10 protein-coding genes and 1 riboswitch are annotated in these 13,404 nt (G+C 66.2%); of the genes, 4 read left to right on the top strand and 6 right to left on the bottom strand.

What is annotated here, in order from left to right:
• Positions 1–437: 437 nt before the first annotated feature.
• From G9V96_RS11185 to codB, 6 genes are all read right to left on the bottom strand, one after another.
• Entirely contained in the window at positions 438–2,015 is a 1,578-nt protein-coding gene (locus G9V96_RS11185) for a cache domain-containing protein (protein ID WP_168583091.1), read from the bottom strand.
• A 205-nt stretch (positions 2,016–2,220) separates the two neighbouring features.
• Positions 2,221–3,387 carry an MFS transporter gene (locus tag G9V96_RS11180; protein WP_168583090.1) on the bottom strand — a complete coding sequence of 389 codons (1,167 nt, stop codon included), beginning with the start codon at positions 3,385–3,387 and terminating at the stop codon, positions 2,221–2,223.
• 279 nt (positions 3,388–3,666) lie between these two features.
• Positions 3,667–4,542, bottom strand: coding sequence for an alpha/beta hydrolase (locus tag G9V96_RS11175; protein WP_168583089.1), 876 nt, complete (start codon positions 4,540–4,542; stop codon positions 3,667–3,669).
• Positions 4,543–4,654: 112 nt separating this feature from the next.
• Positions 4,655–5,986, bottom strand: a complete 1,332-nt coding sequence (locus tag G9V96_RS11170; RefSeq protein WP_168581195.1) for a hypothetical protein — start codon at positions 5,984–5,986, stop codon at positions 4,655–4,657.
• Between the two features lie 432 nt (positions 5,987–6,418).
• On the bottom strand, positions 6,419–7,657 hold the full coding sequence (codA, locus tag G9V96_RS11165) for a cytosine deaminase (protein ID WP_264318433.1): 1,239 nt from the start codon (positions 7,655–7,657) through the stop codon (positions 6,419–6,421).
• Positions 7,654–8,955 (bottom strand): cytosine permease, encoded by a 1,302-nt coding sequence (gene codB / locus G9V96_RS11160; RefSeq protein ID WP_168583088.1) that lies wholly within the window; start codon positions 8,953–8,955, stop codon positions 7,654–7,656. The genes codA and codB overlap by 4 nt, the downstream gene beginning before the upstream one ends.
• Positions 8,956–9,236: 281 nt before the next feature.
• Positions 9,237–9,418: riboswitch (cobalamin riboswitch) on the top strand.
• Positions 9,419–9,552: 134 nt separating this feature from the next.
• On the opposite strand from codB, the gene G9V96_RS11155 reads away from it, so the two are divergent.
• Genes G9V96_RS11155 through G9V96_RS11140 form a run of 4 tightly spaced genes read left to right on the top strand, consistent with a single transcriptional unit; the run spans position 9,553 to position 13,352 of the window.
• Positions 9,553–10,650, top strand: coding sequence for an ABC transporter substrate-binding protein (locus G9V96_RS11155; protein WP_210424396.1), 1,098 nt, complete (start codon positions 9,553–9,555; stop codon positions 10,648–10,650).
• Positions 10,640–11,722 carry a FecCD family ABC transporter permease gene (locus G9V96_RS11150; RefSeq protein ID WP_210424395.1) on the top strand — a complete coding sequence of 361 codons (1,083 nt, stop codon included), beginning with the start codon at positions 10,640–10,642 and terminating at the stop codon, positions 11,720–11,722. Before G9V96_RS11155 ends, G9V96_RS11150 begins: the two co-directional genes overlap by 11 nt.
• On the top strand, positions 11,719–12,528 hold the full coding sequence (locus G9V96_RS11145) for an ABC transporter ATP-binding protein (protein WP_168583087.1): 810 nt from the start codon (positions 11,719–11,721) through the stop codon (positions 12,526–12,528). The genes G9V96_RS11150 and G9V96_RS11145 overlap by 4 nt, the downstream gene beginning before the upstream one ends.
• A complete protein-coding gene (locus tag G9V96_RS11140; protein ID WP_168583086.1) occupies positions 12,525–13,352 on the top strand; it encodes an IucA/IucC family C-terminal-domain containing protein in 828 nt (275 codons plus the stop codon). Before G9V96_RS11145 ends, G9V96_RS11140 begins: the two co-directional genes overlap by 4 nt.
• Positions 13,353–13,404 lie beyond the last annotated feature (52 nt).

Genomic DNA, 13,404 nt, shown 5'->3' with positions numbered 1-13,404 from the left:
TGCACGACGTGTGCGGGTTGGCGCTACTTGGTGGCTCGTAACCGGTCGAGGTTGAACCCGCTAGGAGTCGACTCGCGCAGCGCTACCCGGACACACCGGACTTCGAAGGCTTTGCGGGCTGCGCTCCAGCCATTCACACTGTCGCGGTTCCCGAGATGCAGCAAACTGGCCAGCCGTTGTCTGGATCGTGCGGCCCTCTACCGGTCAGCCGCGTGGCGGTTGAGGCCGCTTCCCCTGCTCATGTACTGCGATGCCAGGGCACCTGGCGACGGCGTGGGGCATGCGTTCCCAGGCGCACACGACGTCGCTCACAGTCAGGACTCCTGGAACGGCTCTGGCCGGATGCGGTCGAACCTTGTCTCAGCCGAACAGTCGGCGGCCCGGCTGACGCGGAACGCTGAGTTGCCGTCTCAGACCGACCACGGCCCCCCGATCACTCAGTGATGGAACGCCGACACTGCAGTCTGCAGGTCCTGCGACATTGCCTCCAACCGGTCCACCGCGGCACGGATCTCCCCCGCTTCGCCCACCGTGCCCTGGGCACTGCCGAGGAGACCACGGGCTCCGTCTGCGACAGAACGGCCGTCGGCTGCAGCGCCCTGCACGCTACGGCTCATCTCCGCGGTGGTGGCCGTCTGTTCTTCGACGGCTCCGGCGATGGCTGTCTGGTAATCGTTGATCTCCCCGATGATCGAGGCGATCTGCCCGATCGCCGCAACGGCCTGCGCGACTTCGGTCTGCATCGAAGCCACCCGATCACCGATGTCCTCGCTGGCGCGGGCGCTCTCCTGGGCTAGATCCTTGACCTCGCCGGCGACCACAGCGAAGCCCTTGCCTGCCTCACCGGCTCGCGCCGCCTCGATGGTGGCGTTGAGCGCCAATAGGTTGGTCTGAGCGGCGATCGCGCCGATGGCTTGGACGACCTCGCTGATCCGCTTGGACGACTCTCCCAAGCGGGACACCGTCGCGTTGGTGGATTCGGCCGTGCGGACCGCGTCCGCGGCGACCCGGGCGGCAGCGTTCGCGCTCTCGGAGATCTGGCGGATGGAGGCCCCCATCTCCTCAGTTCCGGCAGCTACCGTCTCGACGCCGTCACGGATGCCGTCGATATCGCCCAGCATCCGACCGGCCTGCGCCGACGTCCCCTGTGCGGAATGTTCGATGTGTTCCCCAGCGCCGCGGAGTGAACCGGAGGCCTCCACCAACCCGCGCGAGGTCCCTTCGACCCGCTCGATGACTCCACCGACGCGATCCAGGGTGGCGTTCAGGGCGGAGTTGAGGTCGTCCAACGCCGTGCCGTCACCCTTGACCGGGAAGCGATGGGTGATGTCGGCTGATTCCAACGCCTGCGCGGCGCTGCGCACCCGCCGGATGATGCTGGCGGCAAGCCTGGAGCCGACGAACCACACGATCAGCATCAACGGCAACGACCACAGCGCCAACTTCAGCGCAGAGACCCAAGCCGCGCCGGTGATGTCGTCCGTGTACACCCCTGACCCGACGACCCAACCCCACGGTTGATAGCCGCTGACGTAGGAGATCTTCGGCTGCGGCTCCTCCTGTCCCGGCTTGGGCCACATGTAGGGCACGAACCCCGACCCGCTGCTCTTAACGGTCTGGGCGAACTCCTTGAAGATGAAGACCCCGTTGGGGTCTTTGATCGTGGAAGCGTCCGTGCCATCGAGTTCGGGCTTCATCGGATGCATGACGACGTGGGGATGCATGTCATTGACCCAGAAGTACTCTTGACCGTCGTAACGCATCTGCTTGAGTGTGGCCAGCGCTGCCTGTTGGGCTTGCTTCTCGCTCATGACCCCTGAGGATGCTTGCTTCCCGTAGAAGTCGAGCACCCCATGCGCCGTCTCCACGACGGATTTGATGCGCTCCTGGCGCTCTTCGGCGATGCTGTTTCGCTGCTGAACGGCAGCGATGCTGATCACGGCGAGCATGCCGCAGACGGCAAGCAGGGTCATCAACAACAGCTTGGTCTGAATCCCACCTTTGAAGGCTGACACGTACAGCTCCCCTGTCCCTGCTCTGGTAGGCCCGCGGGCCGAGTCGTTCTGTCATGGCGCATCGCGGTGAGGCAGGGATCGGTACAGCGGGGCCCGGTTCTCGCGCGACGTGTCGGCGATTACATCGGCGCAAAGGCCCACGCTATGAGTGCTACTGCGAGCGACGTGTGCACGTAGCGGGAGCGCTCGGCGCGCCCACCGAACTTCAGCGAGGTGTTTGCGGTTCGGTCTCTGCCGGGATGACGCGGGCCAGCAGCGGCAGCGTGGACAGCAGCAGGGCCGGGATGAACATGGTGCGTTGAACGCCGATGTGGTCGACGAAGAACCCGATGACAGCAGGCCCCGCCAAGAAGGTGGCGTAACCGAAGGTGACCACGACTGCCAGCACCCGCCCGCCCCCGGCGTGACCCGCGACGGCGTACACCTGTGGGGCGATCATCCCGATGCCGAACCCGACCAGCGCCCAGCCCATGAGCAAGACCGGCAAAGGCTGCGCTATCGATACTGTCAAATAGCCGGCTACCGAGCAGATACCGCCGAAACGCACCACGGCGCGCCGCCCGAACCGCGCGACCAGGCGGTCCCCCAGCAGCCGGATGATCACCATGAACGCGGCCACGACGGTGACTGCCATGGATCCCTGCACGGCGGGTACGCCCGCGACATCGGTGACGTGGATACCGGACCAGTCCATCGCCGTGCCTTCACCCAAGCCGAAGGCGATAGCCATCAAACCCAACAGCCAGGCCCAGCCGGGAACCTTGGTCTTGGCCCCGGACTCATCCACGTGCGCGACGATCTCGGTTTCGGGGGTGATGCGGGAGAGCACCGCGGTGCTGACGAGCGCGATCGTTGCCGCCAGCAGGCACCCGGCCAGGACCGCCCGCTCAGGCAGGACCAGGGAGGCGAGCAGGACCAATGCGGCACCGGAGAAGTTCCCGACCGACCACATGCCGTGGAAGAAGCTCATGACTGGTTTGGGTCGGCGCTTCTCCACCTGCACACCCATCGCATTCATGGACACATCCATCACGCCGTTTCCCAGCCCCAGCACCACTGCCCCGGTCAGCAGCCACGGGTAGGAGGCCGCCAGACCGATCACTGCGATGCCGACCAGGAGCGTTGGCAGCGCCGCCAGAGCAACACGGCGGGCCCCGAGGGCGTCCGCGAGTCGGCCGCCCACCTGCATGCCGACGATGGCGCTGACCCCGAGCACGACCAGGGCGCTCGCCACCAGGGAGCTGGAGAGGTCGAGGCGTTCACGCAAGCCCGCCAGCGACGCCGCCCAGACACCGATGACGAGCCCGTTCGAGGCGAACAGGGTGGCGGTCGCCGGTACCGCGGTCGAGCCGTCAAGGGCAGGGCGCTGCATAGGAAGCCTTACTCAAGAATGTGGGGAGGAACCCTGACGCTACCGCCGACGATCAGCTCTTCCGCCATCGGGTTGCGTGCCGTACACCTGCTGCCGACCCTGCAATGCCATCGTGGGTGTTTCCACGGCTGGCAGCAGGCCAGGGTGGAGCCGGTGGCGCGTGACGACGCTGCCCCGCCCGAGGCCGCAAACTAACCGCAGATGCCCCCCCCGGGGGCACCGGTGCGGGCATTGATTGCGCGATCGAGCAGCGGATGAGGAGTCGGGGCCGGAGTCCGCTCAGCCCTCGGTCGCCTCGAGCATTCTGGCGACAGCCGAAGAAACATCCTGAGGGTCCAAAGAATCAACAACTTGGCCGCCACGCACGAAGATGACCCGGCAATTAGCTCGGTTGGCCGCGTACTCGTTGAGGGTCGCCACTTCTTCTGCGCACAGGTTTACCGGCGAGGCCGCAATCCACAACGGTGCATCAACCTGATCGAGCAGGTCGAGACCGTGGACGCCTTCGGCGATGTGGTGGAGGGCCCGCTCGAGCACGTCGCGGCGCGGGCGCCGCCTCCAACCGTCCTCAGTCGTGGTGATGTTCCGCTCAAGGTAGGCACGGTATTGGTTCGGCGCAACGCCCTCGTTGACCCAATCGGTGGAGGCTCGCTGGACCGTCCGATCCACGTAACCCTGCAGCTCCTGCATCGAGCCGGTAGCGAACAGCCCGAACCGCTCCCGCCACACTTCGAGGGAGTTAGGCCCGACCACTTCGCGCCATTCGGCCTTTGCTTCTTCGCCACGACGGCAGGAGCTCAAGCCGATCAAGAAGAACCCGCAGCCGCCGAGCCCGGCCAGGCGATCCGGTGACAGGATCAGAAGTTCTTCCTGCTCCAGCAAGACGAGGGGCCGTGTCATCCCCAACGCCTCCACAATGAGCGGCAGGTCATCGGTGATGCGGTCAAACCCACCGTGCTGTAAAGCAGAGCGTCCATGACCCGGAAGGTCGATTGCCACGGCTCGGCCAACCTTGGCCAGCTCTTCCCCCAACGGGACCCACACCTGAGCGTTCGACGTCAGTTGGTGAAGCATGAGGATGTCGCGTCCTTCGCCACCGAAGTCGATGGCTCCGAACGTGCCGGCGGAGGTTTCGAGCACGCGTTCCCGGATCATGGGATCCATTGTGCTGCAGGTTGGTCTCCGTGCACCCTTTATGTTGCACTCGAAACCTCCACCAGGCATCAGACCGGCCTTGCGCCGCTTAGGTTTTCAGCACCGAGCCAGATCAGCTGCGCCCCAGGAAGACCTGGGCACGGGACTTGTTGAGCCCCCAGGCATGGGCGCGATCCGCTCCGGGCGCGAGTTCCCACGCCACGGTGTAGGAGGAGCCTGGACGCGCCGAGCCAAGTTTGCTGGTCGTGCGGATGTCACCGACGGCGGAGTTCGTGGCCTTGTTCACGGCTCGCAGAACCTGGGCCTTGGAAGCGTCCTTAGGGACACTCACGGTGACGAACTGCCAGCGGCTCGCACCCCACAGCGGACGATCTTCGCGGTATCGCAAGCGACGGTCGTCATCGAGACGGGCGACGACACGTGCTTGGGCCCGGGTTCGCGGCATGTATCGGTCGACCTGGAAGGTGCGCTTGACCATCGGGGTCGTCGGCCGAGCTGGCACGACCGCGCTCGGCGGGCGAGTGTCCTGCGTGGGCTGCGTTGGCGCTGTCTGCGGCGGCACCGGAGTACTTGGCTTGGGCACACTCGGTGCCGGCGACGCAGGTGCAGTGGTCGGTGCCGGAGCAGGCGTCGTCGGAGCCGGAGCAGGCGTCGACGGAGCCGGAGCAGGCGTCGACGGAGCCGGAGCAGGCGTCGACGGAGCCGGAGCAGGCGTCGACGGAGCCGGAGCAGGCGTCGACGGAGCCGGGGCCGGCGTGGTCGGCGTCGGGGCCGGCGTGGTCGGCTCATCTGTGGGTGTGGGTGCGGGGCAGTCAGCCAGCGTCACCGTCTTGGTATCCGCGATGTACTTCTGCTCCGGCCAGGCGAGATCCACGCGAACTGTGGCACCCGGCTCCGCAGTGAAGGACGTCTCGCTCAACGGCAGCGTGGTCGTCACCCCACCGGTCGTGATGACGTACCGGAAGACCTCGGGGTTGGCGTGGTCGTACCCCAGTTTGACGTGCGTGCAATCGAGGGCTTCGACGTTCAACGTGGACTTGACCACAACTACGCAGGCTGCGGCCTGATCCCGCAACGGAGTGACAGGGTTGCCTGCAGAATCCACGATTCGGTAGGAGAATCCCCGGTATTTCCTGCCGACCTGCTTCGACCAGGTCGTGTTCACCGGAGCCATCTCGGTCTGCTGGTCTGTGGAATCGGCGCTGGTGTACCAGCGGACGTAGACGCGGTAGTCCTCAGGCCATCCGGAGCTGGTCACCTGAAGCGTGCTGCAATTGTCGGTCCAGCCGCCGGTCAGCGTCCCTTGCGAGGAGGCAGCTGGAGTAGCAGGCTGCTGATCAGCGAGCGCGGCACTGGCCGGCATCAATCCTGAAACAGCGAAGGCGGCAGTAGCCGCGGTCATCAACAGCTGGTGTTTACGGACATGTGCAAATCGATCGTTCATCAATTCCCCTTTGAGCGGCGAACCGCCACGCGGCTGGTCGTGCGCCCCAGCGCAGCCAGTCCTTTCCCCGTCGGCCTCAGAGCTGCCGACATCTCCCCCGTTTCCCCCGGTTCGGATATCCCTATTAAGCACGCAAAACGGTCATCCGTCCAGGTCGGGCGTACAACCTCGCGAACATGTTGTCGACATCGCACTCACCAGTTCTGGTGGGCTGGTCGAGCCGCCCTGGCACGCATGCCAATTACAACGAAGCAGCCCGAATCGGTGACTCACGTCACTGCCGAGAGGGCGGTAGCGGTGCTGGGGCGCGACATCGCCGCCCTGAGGGCTGGCACCTGGAAACCAGGCATAGCGCCGTTCCATGCGCCGTTTAAGTGAATTGACCCAAGGACAGCCTTGGCGCGTCCCGTACGGGGCGCGGCGCGGCAAAACTCAGAACAGCACCTCGCGACGCACGGGCTCGGTGCGGGCGATGAGCTTCCCGTTGCGGTAGGAGGCAACAACGCCGGCGTTCCAGTTCAGCGCCTGCGACCAGGTATCTGCATCGAGCAGGACGAAGCTGGCCGGGCGCCCCACCTCGATGCCGTACTCATCCCCCAGGCCGAGCGTGCGCGCGGCGTTGCTGGTCACGAACCGGTGGGAATTCTCGATCTGTTCATGCCCGAGCATCTGAGTGACGTAGAGCCCGGTGAACACGACATCGCGCAAGTTGCCGGTGCCCAGCGGGTTCCACGGGTCTTGGATGTCGTCCTGACCGAAGGAGACGTTGATACCGGCTTCGGTGAGCTCTTTGACCCGGGTGACACCGCGCCGCTTGGGGTAGGTGTCAGCGCGGCCCTGCAGGTGGGTGTTGACCACCGGGTTGGAGACGAAGTTGATGCCGCTCATCTGCAACAGCCGCAGCAGGCGCGTGAAGTAGGCGTTGTTGTAACTGTGCATCGCTGTGGTGTGCGAGGCCGTGACGCGCGAACCCAGGCCCAACTCGTAGGCGCGGGTAGCGAGCGTTTCCAAGCCCCGGGAGGCTTCGTCGTCGATCTCGTCGCAATGCACGTCGACGAGCAGGCCCCGTTCGGCGGCCAGGTTGCACACGAAGTTCAGCGACTCCACCGCGTACTCGCGGGTGAACTCGAAGTGCGGGATCGCGCCGAGCACGTCGACACCCAGGTCGGCGGCCTTGGTCATCAGCTCACGGCCGTCCGGGAAGGAGCAGATGCCTTCCTGGGGGAAGGCGACGATCTGGATCGTCATCCACTCCGCAAGTTCCTCGCGCAACTCCAGCAGCGCCCGCAGCGCAGTCAGCTGTGGGTCGGTGACGTCGACGTGGGTGCGCACGAACTGCACCCCGAAGCCTGCCTGCTGGCGGACGACGCGGTTGACGCGCTCCTTGACGTCGTCCACGGTCAAGGTGGCCTTGCGTTGCGCCCACCTCTGGATGCCCTCGAAAAGGGTGCCGGACAGGTTCGGCTCCGGTTGTCCGGCGGTGAGCACCGAGTCGAGGTGGATGTGGGATTCGATGAACGGCGGCAACATCAGCCGGCCCTGAGCGTCCAGCACCTCCTCGCCGTCGTGGACACCTAGATCGGCACCGATCTGGGTGAAGCGAGCCTCGGCGATCCGCACGTCGACCGGCTCAGGCGATTCGGGGAGGCGAACGTTGTGAACGAGCATCATCGGGTTACCTCTACCAGGTCGTCGTCGTCATCGAGGTCACGTGGGCCGCTCGCCACCGGGGTGCGCCCCTGCACGAGGTCACCGATCGCGTAGCAGACCAGGGCGATGATCATGGCATTGATCGAGGCCACCCCGAACGGCAGGAACCATCCGGCCAAGCCTCCCAGAAGGACGCCGATGACCGCACCGATGCGTACCCCGGGTGAGGTCGTCGCGGCTGGGTCGTAGGCGGCCCGGCGCCGCAGGAAGTCAGCGATGAAGATGGCCCCGACCGGGGGTAGCGCCGCCGACAAGAAGCTCAGCCACGAGACGAAGTTGTCGTAGAGCCACATCGCACTCAGGGTGCCGACCACACCGGCAAGAAGCACGAGCGGGCGACGCGGCGCCTTGGTGATGTTGGCGAAACCGAGCCCAGAGGAGTACAGCGCGTTGTTGTTCGTCGTCCAGATGTTGGCGCCGAGCACGAGGATCGCCGGGAGCGCCAAACCCTGGGCGATCATCACGTAGAAGATGTCGTCCTTGCCGGTGAAGGCACCACCGACAGCACCGAAGCTGAACATGAGCGTGTTTCCGATGAGGAATGCCACGACCGTCGTCAGGACGGCGCTGCGCGGGGTGGCCGCGAACCGGGTGAAGTTCGGTGTGGCGGTGCCGCCGGAGATGAACGAGCCGATGACCAGACCGACGGCGGTGATCAGCGGCATCCCGGTAGCGCCGCCGAAGACCTGGGCAAGCCCTCCCCCGGCATGGGTCGCCGAGATCATCGACCAGGTGCCGAGCACCGCGATGAGCGGCACCGAGATGTAGCTGACGATCTCGATGGCCCGGATCCCGAAGTAGGCGGAGGCCGTCATCAGCCCGCCCGCGACGAGCACGATGACCCAGGGGTTGACGGACAGGATCGCCGCGGTGGGGATGGCGAACATCGCCACCCCGACCCCGAACCAGCCCATCTGCGTCAGGGAGATCAGGGCCGAAGGCAGGTAGCTACCCTGCTCACCGAAGGCGCGGCGGGCGATGAGGTCCATGCTCAGACCGGTGCGGGCGCCGAGGTAGGCCAGCGCGCCGGTGTAGACCGCGAGAAACGTTCCCCCCAGGAGCACGGCGAGCACGTATCCGCCGAGGTCGAGACCGTTGCCGAGTTTTGCACCGACGCTCATGCTCGCCGAGAAGAAGGTGAAGCCGAGCATGACGAACCCGACGGACCAGAACCCGTGGCGGGCCTGCAGCGGCACCGCCTCGAAGGCGTAGTCCTCGTCGCGGGGCCCTACCGCGGTGTCGCTGTGCGACGTCGACATGGGTGCTCCTTTTCGGCACAGCGTGCCGCCGGTGGTGTAGCAGAGTCGGGGAGAAGGGTACGCGCCAGCCGACTGGGCGCTGACCACGCCTCAGGCCGGGCCTGGATGGCCGTGGAAGAGAGAGCCATCCAGGGCGCGGGGCGCGGCCGGTGAACCGGTCGACTCAGGCCGCCGTCGGCAGCCTGTGGCGCGCAGCCGAGCACCTCGCCTGCCCAGGTTCGAACGCCCGGAGTCCTGCCCGGTTTCACCTGTCGCAGGAGCCAATCGCGGACGATCGTGCGTGCTAGCGTGCTGGCGTCGGTGGCACCCCTAGGTGCACAGGGAACCCGGTGCGATTCCGGGACTGACGCGCAGCGGTAAGGGTGATCGGCGGCGGCATGAGCCACTGGGTCTTCGGGTCTGGGAAGGCGTCGCGGTCGAGCAGACCCCGAGTCCGAAAACCTGCCGACATGTTTGGCGACGACGAGCCTCGCGCACGGGCCCGGGTCTGCGTACTTCTCGGCACTCACGGGCGATGGTCGGCTCGTGATACCGCTCAGTGACGCCTGCCCTGCTCTTCGTGTGTTCGTAGCCGCCGCGACGCGAAGGAGAAACAGCGTGGTTCTCACCCGAGGCACCGGCACCGTCCTGGTCGCTGTCACCGCCCTCACCCTGGCGGCGTGCGGAAACGCCTCGCCGGAAGCCCAGAGCCCCGAATCCACGAACACGCAGTCGTTCACCGTCGTCGACGACGTGGGCCGCAACGTCACCTTCGACAAGCCTGTCACCAAAGCCGTCGTGGCCAACCGGTACAACAGCGAGCTGATCCGAGCAATGGGCAGCATCGACAAGGTGATCGCCGTCGACACCAACACCGCCCAGGATCGCAAGTACTGGAAGCAGTTCGACCCCGATCAGGTCATCGGTAAGGGCCAGAGTGAGCTCAACTATGAGCAGATCATCACGCTGGCCCCCGACGTGCTCATCACCCCCAAGAACGGCCCCTACGAGCAGGACGCGGCCAAACTCGACAAGGCCGGGATCAAGGTCGTCGTGGTGACCGGTTGGGACAACAGCCAGTTGCCCAAGCAGGTCGACATCCTGGGCAAGGTCTTCGACAACGAGGAGGGCGCGAAGAAGGTCAACGCTTTCTTCACCGGCACCTTGGACAAGGTCAAGGAGCGCACAGGTTCGATCACCCCGAAGAAGACGGTGTACTGGGAGTACGGCGACCCGTTCACGACCTGCATCCCGGGAACCTCCAACGACGGCTGGCACAACATGCTCGTGTCGGCGGGCGCGACGAACCTCTTCGGTGACCCGTCAATCACCGGCGACACGATCGACCCCGAGAAGGTCCTCAGCGGCGATCCCGACCTCATTATCAAGACCACCTCCGGCAAAGCGCTGAAGAACACCGGCATCTCGACGCCGCCCTCGGCGCAGGAGATGCAGGAGGTCGTCGATGAGATGACATCGCGTCCCGGCTGGTCGCAGTTGAAGGCCGTGAAGAACAACAACCTCTACGTCGCCACCGGGTTCGCGCACGGCGGACTCGGCAAGGTGATCGGCACCGTCTACACCGCCAAGTGGCTCTACCCGGAGCAGATGAAGGACATCGACCCGGACGCCATCTTCGATGAGTGGATGCAGATGCAGGGTCAGTCCCCGATCAAGGGCCACACATTCCGGGCCGGAACGCCCGGTGCTGCCTGAGTCTGCTTCGGCGGCGGCCGGTCGGGCCGCCGCCGAGCAGGTGGTCGCCCGGCGGCAGTGGCTGGCTGCGTTGACCGTGGTCGTAGCCGCGCTGGTGCTGCTCGCCGTGATGTGGGTGAGTTCGTTCAACGGAATCGCCGACGTCACCCCGGCGCGCCTGCTGGCCTGGCTGGGCGTGCCGACCGGTAGTGAGCCGTTGTCCCGCACGGAGTGGATCGTCTTCACCGAGATCCGCGGTCCGCGGGTGGTCATGGGATGTCTGGCCGGGATTGCTTTGGCGCTGTGCGGCATCACGATGCAGGTCATCACCGGCAACGCGATGGCCAGCCCGTTCACGACAGGCATCGCCAACGCTGCGGCGTTCGGGGCTGCCACGGTGATCGTCTTCGGGTGGCAGGTGGCCGCCTCCACGGAGTTGGCCATGGTCCTCGGGGCATTCGCCTGGGCCGTGCTGTGTTCGGTGCTGGTGTTCGGGATCGCCCGGCTCAAAAGCTTGGGCAGCATGGCGCTGGTGTTGACCGGCATCGCCATGAACTATCTGTTCTCGGCCATGAACGCCGCCATGCAGTACATCGCCGGTGAGCAGCAGTTGGCAGCGGTCGTCAACTGGACCTTCGGCAACCTCGGTCAGGCTTCGTGGCTGCAGATCGGGGCGCTCGCTGGTCTGTTGTGCGTGGCGGTCCCTGGTGCCCTGCTCGCAGCCCGCTCCTTCACGTTGCTGTCGATGGGGGAAGAGAGCGCCCTGGCCAGCGGGGTGCGGGTGCGCCGCCTGCGCGGGGTGGCCGGGATCGGGGTCACCTTCCTTGCGGCGACCGTCGTGAGTTTCACCGGCGTGATCGGGTTCGTCGGTCTGGTCGCGCCACACCTGGCCGCGATGATCGTCGGGCACGACTACCGCTACCGGTTGCCGTTGGCCGGGCTGCTGGGAGCGATCCTGTTGGTCGTGGCCGATCACGTCGGCCGGGTCGCGTTCTCTCCGGTGACGATTCCGGTGGGGATCGTCGTCTCCTTCGTCGGGGTGCCGTTGTTCGTGTGGCTCATCGTGCGGCAGCGACCGGGGGCCTTGGCATGAGCGCGTTGACCGTCACCGATCTCGACTTCGCCTACGGTCGTCGTGCGGTGCTGGAACAGGTGCAGCTGCAGATCCGCCCCGGCGAGTTGACGATGTTGCTCGGGGCGAACGGGTCGGGCAAGAGCACATTGATGAAGTGCCTGGTCGGGGTGCTCACCCCACGCCGGGGGCAGGTGCTGCACGGTGATGAGGACCTGCTGCGGATGTCGCCGCGCCAGCGGGCCCGCCATCTGGCGTACGTGCCGCAGTCCACTCATGTGACCGAGAGCGGTCTGAGTGTGTATGAGGTCGTGGCGACGGGACGGACCCGACAGCGGGAACGCACCAGTGACGTACGCCGCGAGGTCGTCGCGGTGTTGGATCACCTGCATCTGGCCGATCGCGCCCTGGACCGGTTGGACATGCTCAGCGGCGGTGAACGCCAGCGTGTTCTCATCGGTCGGGCGTTGGCCCAACAGACCCCGTGGCTCTTGCTCGACGAGCCGGTCAGCGCCTTGGACCTGCGCCATCAGGTCGACATCCTGGGGTTGCTGCGCGGGTTGACCCGCGAGCGCGGCACCGGGGTCTTGGCGATCGTCCACGACATCAACCTTGCGGCGGCCTTCGCGGACACGGTGCTGGTCATGCTGGACGGCCGGGCTGTCGCGGCGGGCCCGCCGCAGGAGGCGTTGACCACTGACCTGCTGGAGCAGGTGTACGGCACTCCCGTGAGCGTGCACCGGATCGAGGGTCGCACCGTGGTGTTGCCCCGGATTCTCGACACCGACGCGCATCCGCAGAACCTTGACGACAGGAGCACGGCATGAGCCTTGAGCAGGAACCGCGAAGCGACCTGGAGGCGCTTGCCGCGAGGATGGCGGACTGGGCGGGAACGTTCTCACTGGCGCTCGGCCCGGACTGTGTGGCCGCTGCTCGCCGTCAGGTGGCGGATGACCCGTTGGGTGCGGTGTGTTCGGCGGCCGACCTGGCTCGCCCGGACTCTGGGGTGCCTGAGGAGTTCGTGCGGCGCCACGCCGAGGCCCGGGGGTTGCCGTACGGGCGGCATGCGGCATCGCTGGTGTTCCAGCGTTACGCGCACCGGGTGGCGGGGGTGGCGGTCGCTGCGTGGGTCGCGCAGGATCTGGTGCCGCAGCTGCGCCTGGATTCGGTGCAGGTGCTGGTCACCGGGGGTAGCCCGACGAGGCTGCTGCTCCCTCAACCGGAGGTGCTGCGCGACGTCGACGCCGAGCAGGTGGTGCAGCTGATTGTCGATGAGCACCTGGCTGTGGTCGCCGAGTCGCTGCACGAGGTGGCCCGGGTGGGTATGGCGAACCTGTGGGGCAACATGGGCGCCGCTATCGCGGGGGCAGCTCGTTCGTTGTCGAAACACTTCCCCGCAGCGCAGGTGCGCGACAAAGGTGAAGCGCTGCTGGCCACCCGCCCCGGTCTGGCCCGCTCCGGGACCTTCCGCTATCTCGACGGGCCCCTCGGGCAGCGCCTGTTCTTCGACCGGCGAAGCTGCTGCCACTGGTACGTCGTGCCCGACGGACAGTACTGCTCCTGGTGCTCCCTGCTCACCCACGAAGAACGCACCGCCAAGTTCACCGCCGCGATGCACAAAGAAGCTCATCCCGACAACGCCACGATCTAGTAGGTACCGACCCGCCACCGAGGACATCGATCATGACCGGGCCCGGCGTTGT

The sequence above is a fragment of the Gephyromycinifex aptenodytis genome (assembly GCF_012277275.1).
Taxonomy (GTDB): domain Bacteria; phylum Actinomycetota; class Actinomycetes; order Actinomycetales; family Dermatophilaceae; genus Gephyromycinifex; species Gephyromycinifex aptenodytis.
Note: the sequence above shows the minus strand (reverse complement) of the source record. Positions and strands in the feature narration are given on the sequence as shown.